This window comes from Clostridium sp. 19966, from assembly GCF_032335695.1.
In the GTDB taxonomy this organism is placed as follows: Bacteria; Bacillota; Clostridia; order Clostridiales; family Clostridiaceae; genus JACTOJ01.
This window is the reverse complement of record NZ_JACTOJ010000010.1, coordinates 1-22,048: the sequence shown is the minus strand read 5'-3', so window position 1 is coordinate 22,048 and position 22,048 is coordinate 1. Positions and strand designations below refer to the sequence as shown.

The 22,048-nt window shown below is 33.2% G+C and carries 17 protein-coding genes; 2 read left to right on the top strand and 15 right to left on the bottom strand.

All coding sequences use genetic code 11. The features are described from left to right. Nucleotides 1–104: 104 nt before the first annotated feature. From IAI10_RS11840 to IAI10_RS11805, 8 genes are all read right to left on the bottom strand, one after another. Entirely contained in the window at nucleotides 105–1,808 is a 1,704-nt protein-coding gene (locus IAI10_RS11840) for an acyl-CoA dehydratase activase (protein ID WP_315673477.1), read from the bottom strand. Further along, nucleotides 1,805–3,076, bottom strand: coding sequence for a 2-hydroxyacyl-CoA dehydratase family protein (locus IAI10_RS11835; protein ID WP_315673476.1), 1,272 nt, complete (start codon nucleotides 3,074–3,076; stop codon nucleotides 1,805–1,807). The genes IAI10_RS11840 and IAI10_RS11835 overlap by 4 nt, the downstream gene beginning before the upstream one ends. Nucleotides 3,077–3,263: 187 nt before the next feature. Next, nucleotides 3,264–4,346 (bottom strand): HAMP domain-containing sensor histidine kinase, encoded by a 1,083-nt coding sequence (locus IAI10_RS11830; protein WP_315673475.1) that lies wholly within the window; start codon nucleotides 4,344–4,346, stop codon nucleotides 3,264–3,266. A 20-nt stretch (nucleotides 4,347–4,366) separates the two neighbouring features. Further along, nucleotides 4,367–5,035, bottom strand: a complete 669-nt coding sequence (locus IAI10_RS11825; protein ID WP_315673474.1) for a response regulator transcription factor — start codon at nucleotides 5,033–5,035, stop codon at nucleotides 4,367–4,369. A gap of 15 nt (nucleotides 5,036–5,050) precedes the next feature. Further along, nucleotides 5,051–5,737, bottom strand: coding sequence for an ABC transporter ATP-binding protein (locus tag IAI10_RS11820; protein WP_315673473.1), 687 nt, complete (start codon nucleotides 5,735–5,737; stop codon nucleotides 5,051–5,053). 1 nt (nucleotide 5,738) lies between these two features. Then, nucleotides 5,739–6,821, bottom strand: coding sequence for an ABC transporter permease (locus tag IAI10_RS11815; RefSeq protein ID WP_315673472.1), 1,083 nt, complete (start codon nucleotides 6,819–6,821; stop codon nucleotides 5,739–5,741). A 255-nt stretch (nucleotides 6,822–7,076) separates the two neighbouring features. Next, a complete protein-coding gene (locus IAI10_RS11810; RefSeq protein ID WP_396334372.1) occupies nucleotides 7,077–7,892 on the bottom strand; it encodes a purine-nucleoside phosphorylase in 816 nt (271 codons plus the stop codon). A gap of 155 nt (nucleotides 7,893–8,047) precedes the next feature. Then, nucleotides 8,048–8,890, bottom strand: a complete 843-nt coding sequence (locus IAI10_RS11805; RefSeq protein WP_315673471.1) for a DegV family protein — start codon at nucleotides 8,888–8,890, stop codon at nucleotides 8,048–8,050. Between the two features lie 135 nt (nucleotides 8,891–9,025). Here IAI10_RS11805 and IAI10_RS11800 point away from each other — a divergent pair, with 135 nt between their 5' ends. Together IAI10_RS11800 and IAI10_RS11795 are read left to right on the top strand one after the other, a co-directional pair. After that, nucleotides 9,026–9,607 (top strand): TetR/AcrR family transcriptional regulator, encoded by a 582-nt coding sequence (locus IAI10_RS11800; protein WP_315673470.1) that lies wholly within the window; start codon nucleotides 9,026–9,028, stop codon nucleotides 9,605–9,607. 255 nt (nucleotides 9,608–9,862) lie between these two features. Further along, nucleotides 9,863–11,161: a DUF4317 domain-containing protein gene (locus tag IAI10_RS11795; RefSeq protein WP_315673469.1), complete on the top strand. Its 1,299-nt coding sequence runs from the start codon at nucleotides 9,863–9,865 to the stop codon at nucleotides 11,159–11,161. A gap of 41 nt (nucleotides 11,162–11,202) precedes the next feature. Here the strand turns inward: IAI10_RS11795 and pyk are convergent, their stop codons facing one another. The 7 genes from pyk to IAI10_RS11760 all read right to left on the bottom strand — a co-directional run bounded on the left by pyk (nucleotide 11,203) and on the right by IAI10_RS11760 (nucleotide 21,790). Further along, nucleotides 11,203–12,594 (bottom strand): pyruvate kinase, encoded by a 1,392-nt coding sequence (pyk, locus tag IAI10_RS11790; RefSeq protein WP_315673468.1) that lies wholly within the window; start codon nucleotides 12,592–12,594, stop codon nucleotides 11,203–11,205. A gap of 124 nt (nucleotides 12,595–12,718) precedes the next feature. Next, on the bottom strand, nucleotides 12,719–14,134 hold the full coding sequence (locus IAI10_RS11785; protein ID WP_315673467.1) for a glycoside hydrolase family 1 protein: 1,416 nt from the start codon (nucleotides 14,132–14,134) through the stop codon (nucleotides 12,719–12,721). Between the two features lie 78 nt (nucleotides 14,135–14,212). After that, complete coding sequence (locus IAI10_RS11780) at nucleotides 14,213–16,105, bottom strand: beta-glucoside-specific PTS transporter subunit IIABC (RefSeq protein WP_315673466.1); 1,893 nt, start codon at nucleotides 16,103–16,105, stop codon at nucleotides 14,213–14,215. A gap of 199 nt (nucleotides 16,106–16,304) precedes the next feature. Beyond that, entirely contained in the window at nucleotides 16,305–17,144 is an 840-nt protein-coding gene (gene licT / locus IAI10_RS11775; protein WP_315673465.1) for a BglG family transcription antiterminator LicT, read from the bottom strand. Nucleotides 17,145–17,456: 312 nt separating this feature from the next. Then, nucleotides 17,457–19,103, bottom strand: coding sequence for an aspartate 4-decarboxylase (aspD, locus tag IAI10_RS11770; protein ID WP_315673464.1), 1,647 nt, complete (start codon nucleotides 19,101–19,103; stop codon nucleotides 17,457–17,459). 100 nt (nucleotides 19,104–19,203) lie between these two features. Beyond that, nucleotides 19,204–20,166: a tRNA-dihydrouridine synthase family protein gene (locus tag IAI10_RS11765; RefSeq protein ID WP_315673463.1), complete on the bottom strand. Its 963-nt coding sequence runs from the start codon at nucleotides 20,164–20,166 to the stop codon at nucleotides 19,204–19,206. A gap of 139 nt (nucleotides 20,167–20,305) precedes the next feature. Next, nucleotides 20,306–21,790, bottom strand: a complete 1,485-nt coding sequence (locus tag IAI10_RS11760) for a methyl-accepting chemotaxis protein (protein WP_315673462.1) — start codon at nucleotides 21,788–21,790, stop codon at nucleotides 20,306–20,308. Nucleotides 21,791–22,048: the final 258 nt, after the last annotated feature.

Here is a 22,048-nt window from a genome sequence, read left to right as displayed (position 1 = left end):
TAAAATAGATATTTTTTTGTAATATTTATGAACTATAAAGTAAAATGCCTGCAAGTAACTATTTTAGTAACTTACAGGCATTTGTTCATATGTATATATAATTGCTATTCTATTCCCTCAAGCCCAAATATAGCAGCCCCTATTGCTCCAACTATTTCTGGTTCCTCTGAAATAAATAATTTTTCTCCAATCTTTTCTTCTAATGCTTTTACAACTCCTATATTCTGTGCAACTCCACCTGTCATCATGAATTCACCTTCTTTGCCCACTCGTCCAAGCAAAGCATTGGTTTTGCTGGATATAGATTGATTTAAAGCATGAATAATATCAGCCTTTTCTTTATTCTGTGCAATAAGCGAAATCACTTCAGATTCAGCAAAAACAGAGCACATGCTGCTTATCTTTATATCTTCCTTCCATTTTAAAGATTCCAGTCCCATATCCTTTATATCTATCTCCAATGTTCTAGCCATCATTTCTAAAAATCGTCCAGTTCCTGCAGCACACTTATCGTTCATTACAAAGTCAATTACCTCTCCTTTATCATTTAATTTAATAACCTTGCTGTCTTGACCGCCTATATCTATTATTGTTCTGATTTTAGAGTTCAAATAATGAGCACCTTTGCCATGGCAGCTTATCTCCGTCACTTCCTTGTCAGCAAAGGTTATGCTGACTCTTCCATAACCTGTGGACACTATTGAAGAAAGCTGCTCTCTATTTAATTCAGCCTTTTTAAGCACTTCCTCTAAAGCTTTTTTAGCACTTTCACTACTTTTAGCTCCAGTTCTTACTACAGTAAAAGCTACAAGCTCTCTTCTATTATTAAAAATAACAGCATTAGTGGAAGTTGAACCACTGTCAATTCCCATTACATATTTTGTGTTTCCACTGTTTCCTTCTATATCCTTGCTTTTTAATCCATCATCAATATCTTTACTCATATTATTATAACTTGGTTTCCTATTAGAATTTAGCGATTCAATAAAAGCTTCAACTCTTGTTTTAATCTGCCCCTCGCACTGCTTAGTGTAATCTGTTTCTACCTTTAATACAGGCATAGAATAATTTTCCTTAATATCCGCATATTCATAAGAATAAATATCACAAAACTTAACTGTATGATATATGATTCCATCTAGTTTTTCCTTCTGCTTTTGAAGAAAAGCCTTTCTTTCACTAATATCTGTCATATGAAGACAAGGTAATTTACCTAATAATTGTTTTATATATTCTCCGTATATATCCTCATTCTTCAAATCGTATTTTCGTTCGTCTCCAGTGCAGGAAATATTAAACAATACATCTGCATCGTATTTCTTAACTAATTCAATTATTCCCTCATTGCATCTTGCACCCATGAGTCCTATATTTAACTTATTTGAACATCTATGAGCCTCAATCTTTAATGCATCGCATACTTCTTTAAGCTTTTTCTCTTCAAAGCTTTTGCTGCTAAACTTCTCATAAGCAATTACCATTTCTTTAACCGCAGATTCATAAATTTTTATAGACTCTTCATTTATTTTTCTTGGCAGATCTAATATATAAACAAACTTATCGTGGAAGTTTTCTTTTAAGGTGTCGTATAGTCTTCTGGTACTATCACAGCAGCTGGTTAATACTATTCCTTCATAGTCATTTATAATAACATCTTCCAATACACCTTTAACATAGGAGCACAAATTAGTATGCAGCATGGTTTCGGCTTTATCATAGCTGGTAACATTAGGCTCTATTCTCTTCGTATTCACTCCTAAGCTTGTAAATATCTCTATTGGTGTGTATTTGCAAGTATATCCAATCATTTGTCTGCCTCCTTAGTCTTTAGTATTTCTAAAAATGCCTCTAATCTGGTTTTAAGCTGACCATCATGACAATTTCTCCTATCCATACAGTCCCCATCTAAAATAAGCATTGGTATATTTTTATCCTTCATAGCCTGTTTAAGCTGCATTACTCCACCTGAAGACTGCTTACATCCCCAGTGGCAGAAATGAATAACTGCCTGAGAATCCAATTCATCTACAGCCTCCTTAATAGCTTCAATCTTCCTTTCATAAGAACCATTGTATACATTCAAAATAAGCTTTTTAGCTAAGGCTTCCATTGGGTGTTCAATGTCCAATTCATCCATATAATCAAAATTTGTATCATAAGATTGAATCTGATATTTAGGATTAAAATTAAAATATTCCTTCATAGTTTCCTGATAGTAGGGTAAAAGATGTACCCAAAATACCTTCAGCCCTTCACTCTCAGGATACTTTTTTATATCTTCTGATAAAAGCTTATAAAAATCATAGATTTCTTTTGTCCCTATACCTACATGGGAAGCAAAAAGCATATACATATGCAAAGTCAAGGAGCTTGGATAATATTTTGTTCTCTGATATTTTAAGTATTCTTTAAAATACTTTTTAGATTCATTTTCTCTTCTTAATATTTCCTTTAACTTGTCCTCATCAAACTTTTTATCACACTTTTCTTCAATCATAGCAATCATATGTCTTAGTTGAGTTACAACATATTTTTCATTTTCCAGAGAATATTCATAAGGTATATCTAGTACAAAAGAATCTAAATCATGCTTTTCAGAAAGATAACGAACCGTATTAACATTTCCATCACAGCAGGTTGATGTGGTAAAAACAAATTTAGCCTCTGGCAAAATCCCACTCTCCACTGTTCCTATAAAACCTTTATGGTAAGAGCATAAAGTCTCTGCTACTCCTATATTCTCAGCATATTCATTTACGAAATCTTCACATTCAAAGCCTGACATGAAACAGGACATGCATTCTATGGATAGAGGATTTATATCAAAGCACTGCAGTATCTCTACAGGAGTAAAAATATTAACCCAAGCGGATTTTTCTGGATTCTTCAATGCTTTTAGAATTGAATTGATGGCTATCAAGCTTAATTTCCTATAAGCCTCTGGAACTTCCTTTGCTGTAAGCTTTACTATCTGTTTTTCAAAAAATAGACCTAATTTAATCATCTTGTAAGCCGTTTTTGGATTAGTCTGAGCTTGTTTTTTAGTCAATTCTTCATATTTTTTTACTATATCCATACTTCACCTCATTTTTACGTCTAATTTACTGTGCTATATTTGACCTTACATTTATTAATTTTATCCCTTATTGGATTTTTTATCAAATTTCTTATTTAACTCTTCACAAATTGAATATACTTCCAGAGCCATATAAAATAAAGACCACCTTGAATGCTACTTCAAAGTGGTCTTTATCTAGCTTTAATTATACTGGTAGTCTTACTTCCATAACCGTGCCATTTTTCCCATCGCTTATACAAGTAATACTTCCCCCCAACAGGTCTACAATTCTTTTCACAATAGAAAGTCCGAGTCCATTTCCTATTTTTTTATGAGATTCATCTCCCTGATAGAATTTTTCAAAAATCTTTGACTGCTTCTCAAGGGTGATGCCATCTCCTTCATCTCTAATTGCTACAACTAGGAATCCCTCTTCTATTTTTCCATTAATCCATATTGTACTATCTTCTGATGAGTATTTAATAGCATTATCAATCAGATTAACCCATATCTGCATCAAAAGGCTGGCATCGCTTTGAATGCTTAGATTGCTGCAATCTAATTCATAATTTCTAATCTTCTCCGGCCATTTTTCAGAAAGCATTATTATGCACTTGCGAAGCTGCTCATCTACACGAATTCTGTCTTTTTTTGAAACTATCTGCTGATTATCCAGCCTAGACATGCTAAGCATATTATCACATAAACGTGACAATCTGAGGGATTCTTTATTCACCAGTAACAGGTATTCCTGCTGCTCTTCTTTAGAAAATCCTCCTTCAAGCAGTATTTCTGTAAAGCCAGTTACAGCTGCCAGCGGAGTTTGCACTTCATGAGCTACATTGCTTATGAAATCCTTTTTCATATAATCCATTCCATTCAGTTCTGCAGCCATTTTATTAAAATGCACCGCCAATTCATCTATTTCATTAGAAAATTCATGCTTGCCTCGCATTTTTTCATTTCTCTTAATTTGAACCGAAAAGTCTCCCTGAGCTACTTTTTTAACGGCTCTGCTCATTTCTTCAATTGGCCTTGTAAGATGTATGGAGCCGCACCACATCATAAAGCCTCCAAGAAGCATGGTAAGGCAGCAAATAAGAAGGCACATGCTTAACAATACTGGCATAGTTATAGGTCCGCTATAAAGCAACTTCATTCCTGCAAAAACTAAAATGAAGGAAAAAACGCAAGCTGTGCATAAAATTAATATAAAAATCATTAAAAAGTAAACCCTTAAGGACATACGGAATTTTCTAGTTTCTTTTTTATTATTTTGTTTTTGCATAGGATACTTCCTCCCAGCTTCTAGTATTTTGCTTTATACCCAAGTCCTCTTACAGTAATAATTTTAAAATCAGAGTAATTTTCAAATTTGCGCCTTAATTTTTTTATATGAGAATCTATGGTACGATCATCTGCCTCAGAATCCATTCCCCAAATTTCATCCATTAACTCAATACGGGTAAATATTTTATTAGGATTGCTGAGCAGTTTAAATAACAAATAAAATTCCTTTGGCGGTAAATCAAAGCTTTCCTCTCCTATTCTTATGGTTAAAGCATTATAATCCAGCACTGCATTTCCTATTGCTAATTTCTTTTCATTAGCAATTTGTGCACGGCGAAGAAGTGCATTTACTCTTAAGATAAGCTCCTTCATATTTATAGGCTTTACCATATAATCATCGGTTCCTGCTTTAAAGCCTTTTTCTAAATCCTCCATCTGAGCTTTTGCAGTTACCATAAGAATTGGAATACTCTTATAAAAACTTCTAAGCTCTCTTGTAAGTTCATAACCGTCCATCTTCGGCATCATAATATCACAGATAATCAAATCGATATGTTCCTCATCCATCACTGTAAGTGCTTCTTCACCGTCAAAAGCTGAAAAAGCTTTAAACTGTTCCTGCTTTAATTTTGCGCATATCATTTTATTTAATGTTTCATCATCTTCTACAACCAATATTGTAAACAATTTATATCACTGCTTTCAATTTTTCTTTATCAGCTTCCCGTTTTCCAAATAGTATATGCTGTCAACAAGGTCTAATATACGCTCATCATGGGTCACCATAATGGCAGCTGTGTTTTTCTTTTTAACCTGCTGTCTTATCATCTCAGCTATCTGTCGTCCCCTAATTCCATCCAGACTTGCAGTAGGTTCATCCGCTAAAATGATATAGGGCTCATTCATAAATGCCCTTGCAATGGCAACACGCTGCTTTTGTCCTCCTGACATTTGTTTTGGATATTTTTTTCGGCAATCCTCTATTCCAAGATCTCTAAGAATATCATCCACAGCCTTACTTTTATCTGCCTTTGCTTTTGAAGTAGACATATCTGCCACCAGCTTTAACTGATCTTCTGTGGTAAGGTAAGGAAGCAGCTGATGATTTTGAAAAATAAATCCTATATTCTCTCTTCGTATTCTTGTCCCTTCCTTATGGGTTTTATTAAGTAGTTTATTGACACCTATAATTATATCACCTTTATCTGAAGAAAGTAACATTCCCGATATAGCCAGCAGTGTACTTTTTCCAGACCCGGAAGGACCCACTATAGCTGCGAATTCTCCTTTTTTGACCTTAAGGGTAATGTGATCCAAAACCACATTCATTCCGCTGCCGTCTTTGTAAGATTTTGAAATATTATTTAATTCAATAGCATATTCACTCATTTTAGTTACCTCCAATTATGGTAATAGGATCAACCTTTGCCACTTCTCTGATTGATACTAAACTGCAAATCATTGATATTAATATAAATGCTGCAGATATTAACGACGAATCTGTAAACTTTAAGTAGAAAGGCATGCTTTTAGGTAGGACTGATGCCATTCCAAATGCTAATGCATTTCCAATTATCACGCCAAAACATGCAAGAATTAATACTTGAGCTACTTGTGTAGCAGCAATTTCTTTAAGCTTCATGCCTATTGCTTTCATTACACCAAATTCTTTACGTTTCTGAAGAGTAATAATATAGAAAAACACACCCAAAACTGCAGCAGAAACAAAAACAAGAACCCATAGAATCATCTTAATTGTCATCTGCTCAGCCTTATATCCTGGAATATTTTCTACAATCTCGGACTTATCAACTACTTGTACATCTTTTACTTTGATTTTGCTGATGTCACTGCCTTCTATTGCAATGGCATTATATTTTGTTTTGTACATTGGGTTTTCAGCTTGCTGAAGCTCTTTATAAGTATCCATACTTATAAAGCCTATAGGTGAATGCCCATACATTTCATCTTTTGTAAATCCAACCACTGTAAGCTCTATACCTGTTGCTGAATCTTCCACAATATCTCCTACTTTAATTTCTGAATCCTGCAAAGATTCATCAAGGACAATGGCATTAGTCTTGTCTGTCAGTTTTTCACCTTCTGTTACCTTTGGATTTAAAAATTCTTCTGGATTAATTGCAAAGTAAGCTACATCAAATCTTTTCGTACCGCCTTTTTTATTAAGGTTCATTCTCTGGATATTTAAGGTTGTAACCTTGCTGCTAGTAGAATTTTTAACAGTAGCAAGTACATTTTCATCAAGGCTGGATACCGTAATTAAATTTTCTGAATCTGAGCTGACAGCATAATTTAACGCATCCGCATTTTCAATTCCTGCACTGACTGCTCTGGCTAAACCATTTGCAAGTCCAGACAGAAAGATTACCATAAATATCATCATTATAAGAATCAATTCAATAAGTATATATTTCTTTTTATTATAACTGATTTCTTTCCATGCTAACTTCATTTAAATTCTCTCCAATCTTAATATATTTTTTATATAAATTGTTCCTTCTGATAAAATTTAAGTCTGTTATTTGAATTTTTATCTTTCTTGAAACAAGCTTACTTTATCACAACAATATGACCTGAATATGACCATAGCTTCACACTTACTCCTTGATACATCTATAGCCAGTTATCTTCTTTTCTATATTAAGACTTACCTTTCTAGGAAATCTCTAGGTATAAAAAAAAGCCCTGAAATACAGAGCTTTCTGTTCTACCAGTTTATTAACAATTTCTTTAGCCAGCTGCAAAGTTTTTCACTGGATTCGTTAGCAACTCTCACTACCTCTTCGTGAGAATGCTTTCTTTCTGCAATTCCAGTAGCCATATTAGTAATGCAGGCAATTCCTAAAACCTTCATGCTCAAATAATTTGCTGCGATGGTTTCTGGTACAGTAGACATACCAATGGCATCAGAACCCATTCTACCAAAAGCTGCAATTTCTGCTGCTGTTTCATAATAAGGCCCTTGAAAAAAAGTATATATTCCTTGTTGATAAGGTATTCCTAGTGAATCTGCTATATCCTTTGCTTTTTTAATCAATTCTTTGTTATAGGGCTCTGACATGTCTGGAAACCTTGTTCCGAATCTTTCATCATTAGTACCAATAAGCGGATTCACTGAAACACTATTAATGAAATCTGTTAACAGCATTAAATCTCCAGGTTTGAAACTTTTATTTATTCCTCCGCAGGCATTTGTCACTATAAGCTGCTTTACTCCAAGCAGCTTCATAACAAAAATTGGATAAGTAACCTGCTTCATTTCAAAGCCCTCGTAGTAGTGAAATCTTCCCTGCATAGCTACAATATTTTGATTTCCAATCCTTCCAAAAACTAAATTGCCTGCATGACCTGCCACCTGAGAAACAGGAAAATTAGGTATCTCATTATATGCAATAATTTTTTTATTTTCCATTATATCCACTAAGCTTCCAAGCCCGCTTCCTAATATAATACCTATAGTGGGCTCCTCTGATATATATTTTTTTATGTAATCTGCTGTTTCTTTTACTTTTTCATAAAACACTTTAATTTCCTCCTGCTAAGTTATTTAATAGTACTTTATCTTAAGTAACTGCATTCATTATACTTTATTTTATGTAAAAAAGTAATATATAAGCTTTTTCTTTTAAAATCAGTTTGATATTATAGCGAATTAATATAGCAAAATTTGCATATTTATCAATATATCCACGATATACCAAAGCTTTTAGAACCAGTATGTGTGCTTATTACAGGAGAAAGTTCTTCAATTGTTATTGTATGCTTAGGATATATTTCTAATACCTTTTCCCTTAACCTTAAGGCTGATTCATAACCATTTGCATGAGCTATTATTATCTTTGAATCAGGCGTCAATTTATCATTTTCAATTATTTCAGCTAAATAATTATTAACCTTATTCAGAGTTCTTACTTTGCTTTTTAATGCTATTTGACCTTCTTCAAAAACTAGAATTGGCTTTATGTTTAGCAGACTTCCTACTGATGCGGCAGACAAAGATATTCTGCCGGTTCTACGCAAATGCGCTAAATCATCTACTACTAAATATATCTTTGAATTGGATCTTATATATGCAAGTTTTTCAACAATATTTTCAATTGAACTTCCGTTTTTTATCAATTCCAAAGTGGTTATTACCATTTGCTTTTGAATAGTGGCTGTAAAAAGTGAATCAAAAACTATTATTTTATCTTCTGAAACTAGATTTCTAACCAACATTCCTGTTTGGAATGTACCACTTAATTTAGAACTAATCGTAATATATATAATGTAATCGTACTTATCCACTATTTCTTCGAAAAGATTTAATACTTCTCCAAATGATGGTTGAGAAGTAGTTGGCGGCTTTACGCATTCAGTCATTTTTAAGCAAAATTCACTTGGGGTTATATCTAATCCATCTCTAAAAGAGTTCCCATCTATTATTAGATCTAATGGAAGCATATATAAATTATCATTGTTTTTCAATAATTCTTCACCTATTACAGCAGTACTATCTACAACAACAGCTATATTATTCATAAAATTTACCTCTTAAAAATGTTATTTATGTTACAAATAATACACTTGTAACATTTCATTGTTTATCATATAATACTATAAAGTATGAAGTCAACTAAATAAAATAAGTTATACAAATGCGAGGAAATGTTAAAAATGAGTCAAATCAAAAAAAATGTTAACCCTATAACTATAAGATCTAAAAAATGGATTACAAGCTCATTGCTAGAGTTAATGGATACTAAACATTACAGTGAAATTACATTAAAAGAAATAGCAGAAAATGCAGACTTAACCAGACAAACAATTTACAGAAATTTTTCAACCAAAAAAGCCATATTAGAATACTATGTTGATGGATTGTATAGTCAATTTATAGAAATCATTTCATCAAAAAATGAAATAACTCTATATGACCTACTTATTACATATTTTGAATATTGGTATAAAAACAAAGAATTTTTAAAAAAACTTATAGATAACAATGTATATTTAATATTATTAGACTTGCACTTAAAATACTTAAATTCAATGGCAGTAAATGAAAAAATTAAAAATTTAACTTTTGTATCAGATAACAGTTATTTTAATCATTTTTCAGCAGGAGGATTATGGTTCTCTCTAAAAAATTGGATTGAAGAAGGTGCAAAAAAAACTCCAGAGGAAATGACAAATATTATTTTAAATTTTTATCACATGAAAGGTTTAAACGCTGAAGGTGTATTTTATGAAATTTAATAAACTATTTTGTGAAATCATTTTTTCTAAAAATATATAAACCCTATAAAAGAATAATTTTTTTAATTTATTGGTTCTGTTTTAAATCAGTGTTGATTTTTACACTGACTTAAAACATGTCCAATTTATTTTATCTCTTGCAGAGCTGTCCATTGAACAATATACTATATTAGGTAGAGTATTTTTTATTATATTAATAGGCAATGTTTTAACTCACTACTGATTTAAAACATTCCTTAAATGAGAGGGTTATATATGAAAAAGAAAGATATATTAGAATTAAAAAGACGTTTAAAAAAGGACGAGTGTACCTTTACAAAAATGTGCGGCTGCTATGTGGATGCTCAGAAGAATATGGTATTAAAAATTAAGGAAACTTTTTTAAATTTAAGTGAGGAAGAATTTTTTAAATACTTAGAAATTGCAAAAAAGACCTTATCCGGCACAGTTGGAAATAATCTTCTAGAGCTTAACTTTCCACTGGATGAAGAAAATATAAATAGCAGACAGCTTTCTCTAATGGCACTAAATAAGAGTGAACTAAAAGATGATAATCTGCTTGATAATTTTTATAATTTAATTATAGATAGTTATGACTACGCAGGTAATTTTTTAATACTTATCTTTCGTGATGCTTACGATGTTCCTACAAAAACTACGGATAATTTAAAATTAGATGAATCCGAAGAAGTATATGAATACTTATTATGTGCAATATGTCCAGTGTCTCTAACAGAGCCGGCTCTTGGATATTTTGAAGATGAAAATAGAATTGGAGCACGGATTAGAGATTGGGTAGTTGGTACTCCAGACCTTGGATTTGTATTTCCAGCCTTTACGGATCGCAGCAGCGATGTTAATTCCATTATGTACTATACAAAAAATGCAAAGGATTCGCACCCAGAATTAATGGAACAAGCTCTAGGCTGCACCTCCAGACAAACTGCTACCGAGCAAAAAGAAGTCTTCAATACTATCATTCGTAAAGCTGTTGGCAATGATGATAAAAAATCCGAACATTTATTTCTTGAGATTCAAGAGACTCTTAATAACATGGTAGATGAGCATGCTACCGTTAATGGCAAGGATGCGGAGCCTATAATTTTAACTAATGATAATATTCAAGATATTCTGATTGAAAGCGGAATTTCTGAAGAAATTACCACAAAAATCGAAAAATCCTATACAGAAGAATTTGGTGATACTTCTCCTGTAATAGAGCATTTAATAGATAAAAAAGCACTTGCAGCAAACGAACAAAGAAGAAAAGAAGAAAGACTTGTGAAAAAAGTACAAATTCTAGAAGAGGAACTTGAAAAGACTAAACAAGATACTGAAAATAGGCCTGAAAATGATATTATGCTGGAAGCAGCTGCTGACTCTGAAATAGAAGCTGATTCCAATGCTGATCAGACATATGATATTTTACTTCAAGTAAAGCCTGAAAAGGTAGCTCAAATAAAATCACAAATAATTGACGGTCAAAAATGCATCATTATTCCCATGAATGAAAATGAACAAGCTAATGTAAATGGTGTTAATGCCCTGCTTTAAATCAGTGTTGATTTTTAACACTGATTTAAAACATAGCCTATTTACTCAACAAAAATAGCAAATAGATACACACCCGCAACCACTACTATCAAATCACCTTTTTTAACATAGCCTGTTTCTAATAATTCTTTTTGGCAGTTAGTAATCAGTTCTTCCGTAGAAGAAAAGGGCTTTGATATTAATGCCGCTACTCCCCAGCATAACGCTGCTTTTCTTGCTGCTTTCTCATTTGAAATAACAGAAATTATAGGACACTTAGGTCTATATTTTGATAGCATGGAGGCTGCATTTTCAGCAGAGGCAGTAATTATCGCAGAGGCATTAAGTTCTGCTGCGATAATACAAGCTGATAGGCTTATAGCATCAGAAACATCAGCTGTGCAGGACTTTTTATTTTTATTAAGCCAGGAAACATAGTCTATTTTATCCTCTGCAGCCTGAGCTGTTTTTGCCATAGTTTGTGCTGCAGCTATAGGATAATTGCCATTTGCACTCTCGCCGCTAAGCATTATTGCATCGGTTCCATTAAATATAGCATTGACTATATCAGAAACCTCCGCTCTTGTAGGCCTAGGATTTCTTATCATGGAGTCTAACATTTGAGTAGCTGTAATAACTGGCTTTCCTGCCTTATTGCACTTTTCTATTATCATTTTCTGTACCAGTGGAACCTGTTCCAGTGGAATTTCTACTCCCATATCTCCTCTGGCTATCATTATTCCGTCCGAAGCTTCAATAATTTTATCAATATTTTTTATGCCTTCACAGCTTTCTATCTTTGAAAATACTTGAATATCTTCTCCGCCATTTTCATCTAAGATTTTTCTAACGGATAAAACATCGCTGGCTTTCCTTATGTAGGAGGCAGCCACCATATCCACTTCCATCTGGCACCCAAAAATTAGATCTTCTTTATCCTTATCTGTCACAGCTGGAACATTTATTGAAGCACTGGGCACATTTACGCCCTTGTGATTTCCAATGAAACTAGTATTATCCGCTATGCAGTGAATTTTATTTCCATCTATGGACTCAACCGTAAGTTCTAATAGACCATCATCTACCAAGATTTTATTACCAACTGCAACATCCTTATATAATCCACTATAACTAATTGAACAGTGGGTTTCATCTCCCAGAATTTCTTCACCGCAGATTATAGTAAATTTTGAACCTTTAAGCAATTTTACTTTATCAGCTTTAAAATTATGAGTTCTTATCTTTGGTCCTTTTATATCAATCATTATAGCTACATGCCTATTATGTTTTTGCCTTAATTTTTTTATAAGGTCTATTTTTAATTTATGCTCTTCATGAGTGCTGTGAGAAAAATTAAGCCTTGCAACACTCATGCCCGCCTCTATCAATTTAGATAGCACCTCCTGGCTCTCACTGGCAGGACCAATAGTAAAAATCATTTTAGTTTTTTGCATACTAATAATCCCCTCGCATTTTTATATTTATCTATAATTATTATTGCACAGAGAATTATATTCTAAACGTGATATTTTCTATTTTCTAATAATCAGCAAAACTCACAGTTATATTGTGGAGGATTTATTTCTTTAAGCTTTCTCCATTGGTGGCTATAACATCTTTATACCAATAGAAGCTCTTTTTTCTGTATCTTTCTAAGGTTCCAGTTCCATCATCATTCCTATCCACGTAGATGAACCCATATCTCTTTTTAAGTTCAGCTGTGGATGCACTTACTAAATCTATGCATCCCCAAGTGGTGTAGCCTATTACTTCTACCCCGTCCTCTATAGCTTCAGCCACCTGAACTAAGTGATCATTTAAATACTGAATTCTGTAATCATCATTTACAGTCTTATTTCCATCTTCATCTGTAATTAATTTATCTACAGCTCCTAATCCATTTTCAACAATAAATAATGGTTTTTGATATCTATCATAGAATAAATTTAAAATATATCTTAAACCTTCAGGATCTATCTGCCATCCCCAGTCTGACGCTTTTAAATATGGATTTGAAACTCCTCCAATAAGATTTCCCTTTCCTTTAATATCTTTCTCAGGATCCGCAGTAGCACAGGAACTCATATAGTAGCTAAAGGAAACAAAGTCCACTGTGTTTTTTAATATTTCCTTATCCTCTGGCTCCATTTTTATTTCTATGTTGTTTTCCTTAAAGAATCTGTTCATGTATCTTGGATATTCTCCTCTGGCATGAACATCTCCAAAGAATAGATTCTGTCTATCTGCTTCCATAGCCTTAAGAACATCGCTTGGCTTTGGAGTAAGCGGATAATTTGGCACTCCAAGAATCATGCATCCAATCTTAAATTCAGGATTTATTTCATGACCAATTTTTACTGCTGATGCGCTGGCAACCAGCTCGTGATGCATGGCCTGATATAGATCCTGCTTACTTAATTTTTCCTTTGGTGTCCATATACCTGCGCTCATATAAGGAAAATGAGTTGCTGAATTTATTTCATTAAAAGTAAGCCAGTATTTAACCTTATCCTTATATCTAGTAAATATTGTTCTCACATAGTTTTCGAAAAATCCTATAACCTTTCTATTTACCCAGCCATCATAGTTCTTAGCCAGTGCAAGTGGTGTTTCGTAATGTGAAATGGTAACCAAAGGCTCAATACCATACTTGGCTAATTCATCGAATACATTATCATAAAACTGTAAGCCCTTTTCATTTGGCTCATTGTCGTCACCATTAGGGAATATTCTTGACCAGGCAATTGATAGTCTAAAAACCTTAAAGCCCATTTCAGCGAAAAGTTTAATATCTTCTTTATATCTATGGTAAAAATCAATACCTATAAGCTTCATATTATCTTCTGTGGGTTCCTCCGTTAAAGGTCCCATTACTCCTTTGGGAGCTATATCTTGAGTTGATAAACCTTTGCCATCTTCATTATAAGCACCTTCAAGTTGGTTAGCAGCTGTAGCTCCTCCCCACAAAAATTGTTTTGAAAATTTAATTGACATATCTATCCCTCCAAAATTTTATTTTGACTCTGTTTTAAATCAGTGCTGATTTCTGCACTGATTTAAAACATTTAATTATTACCTTATTACTTTTATTAACTCATCTTTTTCTTTTACATCTCTATCTATTAGTGACAATACATCCTTATAATCACCTACATTAGTTATAATAACAGGAGTTATTACCTCATATCCTTCTTTTTTAATTGCTTCAATATCGAATTCAACTAGAAGATCTCCAACTTTAACTTTATCTCCGCTCTTAACGTGGGCTGTAAAGTGCTTTCCACCTAATTTTACGGTATCTAGTCCTATGTGTATTAAAATTTCTGTTCCATCCTCAGCTGTAATTCCTACTGCATGTTTTGTTTCAAATATTGCAGAAACAACTCCATTGACTGGTGATACTGCTCTTCCTACATTTGGTATTATAGCTGCCCCTTTTCCCATGATTTCTTCTGAGAAGGTTATGTCATTTACTTGGCTTAAGGATACTGCTCTTCCTTGAATTGGAGCTAAAATTAATGCTTCACCTTTAGGTTCTGCTGTATCTAAATAAGCTTCTTTAACTTCTATTTTATTGTCATTTGAAGCTTCATCCTTCTCTTCACTCATTGGATCATCAAAGCCTATTATCCAAGTAAGTACAAAGGAAAGTACTATGGCAATAGCTGCTGTTATTATAGCATTAACAAAGTTTGAACCACCCTTTGGGTTTATAAATTGAACTATTGCTATAAGGGCTGGAGTTGCAAATACATAGGCCTTTAAGGAAACTATTCCTGCGTAAAGTCCTGCAACACCACTTGCTATCATGCTTGCTATTAGAGGTTTCTTATATTTTATTGTTACACCATACATAGCTGGCTCTGTAACACCAGCTAAAAGAGCTGAAATACTTGAGGCGCTGGCAACCTGCTTAAGATCCTTATTTTTAGTCTTAAGAGATACTGCTAAGGAAGCTCCACCTTGTGCTAAATTAGAAGGAAGCATAGCAACTAAAAGTAAAGTTTCATATCCAGGACTTGCAAGTGCAGCTAATGCTATTGGTACGAATGCCCAATGCATACCAGTCATAACTAATAGAGGCATGAAGGCAGACATTAATGGTAGAGCAAGCCAGTTAGCCTTTGCTTGAACTGTATACATAACAGCAGACAAACCCTTACCTATTAAATATCCAAGAGGTCCTACGACTAATACAGCGATTGGCATTGCTATAATAAGTATTAACATTGGTTTTAAAAAGTTCTTAGTTACAGCTGGAGTTATTTTATCTGCAATATTTTCTATATATTTCATTACCCATGCCATAATAATGACTGGAATAACAGCATAACCATAGCTAGCCTGAGTAACAGGAAGTCCTAGAAAATGTACAGCTTTTCCACCACCTAGTAGAGTTACAAAATCCGGATAAACCATAACACCTATTACTGCAGCAAAGGTATAAGGATTAATATTAAACTTCTTAGAAGTAGACATTACTAGAAGCATTGGCAAGAAATAAAATGTTGCATCTCCCAGTGCATATAATATGGTATAAGTCTGACTAGTTTTTGAAAGTATTCCTATAGTAGTAAGAAGCACCACTAGAACCTTTACCATACCTGCACCTATGATAGCTGGCATAGTAGCTGACATACTTCCTGATATTACATCTAAGATTCTTGTAATAATATTTTGCTTTTCTCCACTAGTTACTTCGGTAGGTGCAGCATCATTGAAATTTCCTAGCTTAAGTACTTCCTTGTAGCATGCTGCTACTTCGTTTCCTATAATAACCTGATACTGGCCGCCCTTTTTCATGACACCCATAACACCTTTTATTTTTTTAACTTCTTCATCCTTTACAATACTTTCATCCTTTAATGTGAATCTAAGTCTTGTCATACAGTGCATAACACTATTTACATTACTTTCTCCACCTATCTTTTCTACTATCTCTTTTGCTGATTTTGAGTAGTCCATAATACAAATCCTCCATTTAAAATAAATTTTTTGAATTAATTTTAATGAAGTAAAGCCCATAATGCAGTTTCCTGCTTACAGTAACAACCTTGCATTTAATATATTGTTTATAATTTTATAAAAAATACCTAAGCAATGTAAAAGAGCGCTCATTTTACATCACTTAGGTATAGCCTGCATTACCAGTAACAATCCTTAATTATTCAGTTTGTTTTGTAACCCTATATATATGAACAGCCAAATACATCATTTCCTCATCGGTAAGCTCCGCATTAAATTGGCTCTTGATATATTTTTTTATCTTTTCAGCACAAGCATAGGCTTCCTTATATTTTCCCCTCATTATTTGAGAAAGACTGTTATCCTCGTCCTGAATTTCGGTTCCTCTAAAAATTCTCTGAGAAAAGAACTTCAAATGAGTGATAAACCTTTCATAATGAAGAGAATATTCATCAAGCTCTATCTTATAATGAAACTTAACTATGTTTAAAATATTTTGAATCATATTAGTCATGCTCATGGTATCATCCATGTTGTTAGAATTAAGCTGAGCATTAACAATATGTAATGCAATATTGGCAGCTTCATCTTCTGGCAAATCAACATTTAGGTTTTTTTTAATTATTTGAAGGGCCTCCCTGCCAATTAAAAATTCATGATTATAGAATCTTTTTATCTCCCATAACAATGGATTTTTATATTGAAATCCTTGTCCAATTCTTTCCATCGCAAAGTTTATATGATCTGTTAATAGAATGTATATATTATCACTAAGCTTCTTACCAAGGGAATACCTTGCATAAGACACTATTTCATTAGTGGTTTGTATAATTTCTAAAGGGATGCCAGATAATAGCTCTATTAATTTATTGGAATAATTTTTATCTTCAAGAGAATAAATCTTTTCTATTTTATTTTTATCTATAGTTTCTCCAATTTTTTTCTTGAATCCAAGTCCACATCCCATAACAAGAACTTCTTTATGGCTATTATCGAAGGATTGAACTAAATTATTGTTTATTATCTTTTGAATTTTCATGGATTCTCCCCTTTTTAGTGCTGATTAATCACTTTAACAGACACACTGCCTCAAAGTTATACAACTTCAAGTGCTTTGCAAGTAAAAAATTATTTTACAAATGCTATTTCGTATTATTTTTATGGAACAAAAAAAGACCACACCACAACAAATAATACTAATAAATATCATCTATAACGCGGTAAAGCCTGCATAACCAGTAACATTCCTTATATTTTATGATAAGGATATCATAAAATATAAGGAATGTCAAATATTTTTATTCATTTATTTTACAAAATCAAAGGATTAGTGACATGAAATGAGTTTTTATCACTTTTTTACTAATATATTTTTTTCATCTTTCCAAGATGTTACATACCTTTTCAATACTCTATGCAGCACTTCTCCAATTTCAGAATAATAAACATCATTAAGATTCGATAGAGATATTCTAATAGACCACTCTGGGCCGTGAAATCCACCACCGCCTAATAGAACTATGGAAGACTCTTCAGCCAAACTAAATAGTATGTCTATAGGTTTATGATTTTTTTGAAGATATTCTGCAAACTCTGTACCATAATAGTGGCGTGCCCATTCAAGCAAATCAAATTCAGTGTAATAGGCAGCATCATAAGGATCCTTTCTTAAATCTAATCCAAGACTATCAAATAGCAGCTTCTGACGACGCCTGCAGATATCTCTTGTCATCTGCTTATATTTATCTTCTCTATCCAGAAGAGCAAAAACTGAAAAAAATGCCATCTGTACCTGCTGAGGAGTGGACAGACCTGCCGTATGGTTCAAAGCCACTTGGCGGCTGTCTGCCACTATCCTGTCAATAAAAAGTATATCCTCTGGATTAGTGGAAAGATCTCCGTAACGCTTTCTAAGCTCTTCCTTCTTGTTATTCGGCATCTCCTTAAGCAGCTTATCGAACACATTGTTTTCATGGATTGCAATAGTTCCTAAGCGCCAACCCGTCACTCCAAAGTATTTTGAAAAGGAATATACCCCCAAAGTATTAAAAGGTAAATCCGCGGTCAGAGATCTGAAATTATTCACAAAAGTGCCATATACATCATCCGAGATAATCATGAGATTCGGATTATATTTATTTACGATCTCCACTAACTGCTCCACAGATTCTGGTCTCATAGCTACTGAAGGCGGGTTACTTGGATTGACGATAAACAAAGCCTTTATGCTTGAATCCTTAAGTTTTTCTATCTCAGCTTCAGGATACTGCCAGGTATGGGTACCATCCGCTGTCATTTCAGAGGCATTTATTTCAACAACGTCAAAATTATACCTTGATAGATGTGGAATCTCAAGATAAGGTGTGAAAACAGGAACCATCACTGCCACTCTGTCCCCTAGGGATAATAATTTATTTGCAATGAGTGAATCAAATATATAACACATTGCTGCCGTAGCTCCTTCCACTGCAAACAAATGAAATTTACCTTCTGGACGGCAGTAAGTACACATCTCCTGTATGAGATAATCATGGACAACCTTTTCTACATGGGTTAGCATCCTGTCTGGTATAGGATAGTTGTCACCTATGACTCCATCTGTCAGCTCATATATCCAAGCATCTGGATCAAATTTTTCATCTGTTATACCATGATCAATGATGGCTTTAAGAAGCTCTATTCCCTGCTCTCCCTGATGATTTTCAATATAGGCACGAAACCTATTTGAAATACCTTCTTTTTTTGGCATTCCAGCAAGATCATGCTCATTCCATACCCTGCGGGACTCCAAAACAGCGAACTGCCCAAATGCGAAGAAAGCTTCACGTGGCGATGCAGCTATCCAATTAGGATTACCTCGTCCAGCGTTAAGCATAGTACGTGCACTTTTTTCTCTCTGTCCTTCCGCTAATTGAATCAGCTTATCTTTAAGCTCAAAGGGACTGATTTCTCCATAAATTTTTTCTATTTCTCTGCGCTGAACATTACGTGTATTCATCTATGAAATTCCTCTCCTTTTGTATTTTATCAATCTATAATTATCATTTCCAAATACAAAAGACATATTCTCGCAAAGAAACATAAAGTTAAATTTATTACTATTGCTTATAAAATAATCCAGCGCCTTCTATGACTTCCTGCTCCTCAAATAAATTTAAAACAACCGCTTTATATTCATTTTCCTTTTGTGACTTTTTAATTTTTTTAACATATTTTTTGTTGTCTGAAAACAGATATATCATATATCCCCATAGTTCCTTCATTTTAAATAGGGCATTTCTTTCTTCCTTATATACTTCCTTGTAATTATTAAAAAGCTCATCATGAAAGGCCTTAAGCAGTTTTTTATCTAATTTGGTCTTCTCTTTTATATCCTTCATTAATCCCGGATTTGCTAATATCCCTCGTCCAAGCATTACAGACTCCAATTCAGAAAAATTATCAGTCAAAGCCTTATAATCCTCTACAGTGAAAATATCTCCATTATAACACACTGTATTCTTGCTCAAAGCCAAAGCATCCTTGAAGATTTCCAGGTTAGGTTTATTTCCGTAAAAATCCTTACGCGTTCTGGGATGAATAATTAGTTCTGATAAAGGATATTTGTTATAAATCTTTATCAGCTCATAAAACTCTTCGGAGTTCTCTAGTCCAAGCCTAGTTTTTATAGAAACTTTTATACTTTCTGCTTTGAAAATTTTCTCTAAAAACCTATCCAGTTCCTCTCTATTTCCTAAAAAGCCAGCACCTTTGTTTTTTGAAACCACTGTTCCAGAAGGACAGCCTAGATTTAAATTCACTTCACTATACCCTAGTTGCTGAAGCTTTCTGCAGGTGGCTGCAAAAGCCTCACAATCATTAGTAAGTATTTGAGGCACCAGCTTTATTCCCTTATTATTTTCTGGCAAAAGGTCTCTTAGTTCTTTTGTTTTAAGACTCTCGCTTTTATTTGCTAAAATAAAAGGAGCAAAATATTTATCCACATTATCAAAAAATTTATTATAAGTGTTTCTATATATGTATCCAGTAATTCCTTCCATTGGCGCTAAATAATATTTCATATTGATACTCCTTGGTTTACCTAATATAAATTCTGCTTTAAAGCATAGCATTATTATAAATAAAAATCCACCATATTTCTATGATAGATTTTGCTTCACAGTTTCTATTCATAAAATTTATATTTCATTACAGACAGCTTCAAATTACAAGCATATTCTTTAATTCTTCCGAAAGCTGCTTTATATCCTTAATAGAATTATTGATAAGCATTATATCACTATTTTCACTCTCAATTGTAGCAAGTACTTCTTCATTGGTAGCGACATGCTCTTCTGAAATAGCAGTAATATTCTCCATTTGGCTCTGAACCTTTTCAAAGATGCTATACATATCCTCAACCATTGTCTTTTCCCTATTGAGAACTTTAAAAGTGTTTTCTACAGAAGCTTGTACATCATCAAAGTGTTGAACCACCTCTTCAATAAGCGTATTTCCGCTCTCTACTGCGCTTTCACCTTGTCCAACCATATTTACAGCTGTTGTAGTTTTTTTAGAGATATCATCTATAGTTTCATTTATGTCTTTAACAATTATACTGCTTTGCTCTGCAAGCTTTTTAACTTCCTCCGCTACCACGGCAAACCCTTTTCCATGTTCCCCTGCTCTAGCGGCTTCAATAGCAGCATTTAATGCTAAAAGATTAATTTGATCAGATATCTGAGTTATTCCTAAAAGTGAGCTATTAATATTTTTAATATTTGCCTGCAGTTCATTTACAGTAGTCAAAGCTACAGAAATGGCCTGATTGATAGTATGCATTTGAATTGTCATTGCATTTACTTTCTCTGAACCCTGTGAGACACTAGCTGATATATCCTTTGAGGATTCTGATATTTTTTCAGATAGCTCCTTTGTAGCAGTAACCTCCCCCATGGCACTAGACATGTTTATGCTAATATTATTTATACTTTCTGCCTGATTTTGTGTACCAATTGATATATCACCTAAGGCCTTTGTGGTTTCTTCACTGGATTTCACTATTTCTTCTACATTTTCATCAAGTACTGAAATATTCTTATTTAAAACTACAGAAGAGCTTTCTATTTTCTCCATGGTAACCTTTAGTTTTTCCATCAGGCTGTTGGCTTCTTTTTCCTTGTTGTTTGCATTTACAATCATCTGTTGTCCCCATATATTATTAAAAAATAATATTATAAATATACCATCCACAGTAATAAGCGTGCTTATTAAATAGCTTATAGGTCTTGTGGTTCCAAATAACAGCACATTATCGGTAAAAAACAGAGTAATAAATACTGCATTAATTACTATTCCATAAAAAATAATCATTTCTTTTGAAAAGTACAAAGCTAAAATTATAATAGAAGCTGCAATTGCATACTGGGCAGTCTGATCCGTGGGATCGTTTGAAAGTGATGCTATTGCACCTGCAAGAATAACAATACTGTAAAATACTCCTTTGATTTTACTGCTTATAGGAATAAAATATGTAGCTGCAATAATAATATCCGAAAATATGAAAGGTATCGCCAGCTTAATAGCTTGGCTAAAATTCATTGTCAAAAAATTACTTACAATACTGAAAAGCGATACCATTATTATCACAAATATACTTAACCTATCGGCTTTTCTAATTTGAAAATTTTCAAAACGTTTCTTCATATTAATTATCACCCCAAAATTTATTGCATATTTATCAGAAAAATTTTACCTTTCGCATATTTGTAAAAATACTCTTATGCTTACAATAATTATAATTCATTTTTTAATTATATTACAATAAATTTTAAATTTTATTAATTTGATAGAAATAAGTCTCTGAATATTAAACTATGAAGTTTCGGATTGGGGCTGTCGCCTAAGCCAATTTGAATTTGGGTTGGGGCCGCCCCGTTTTTTTAATTACTAACGCAAAAAGAA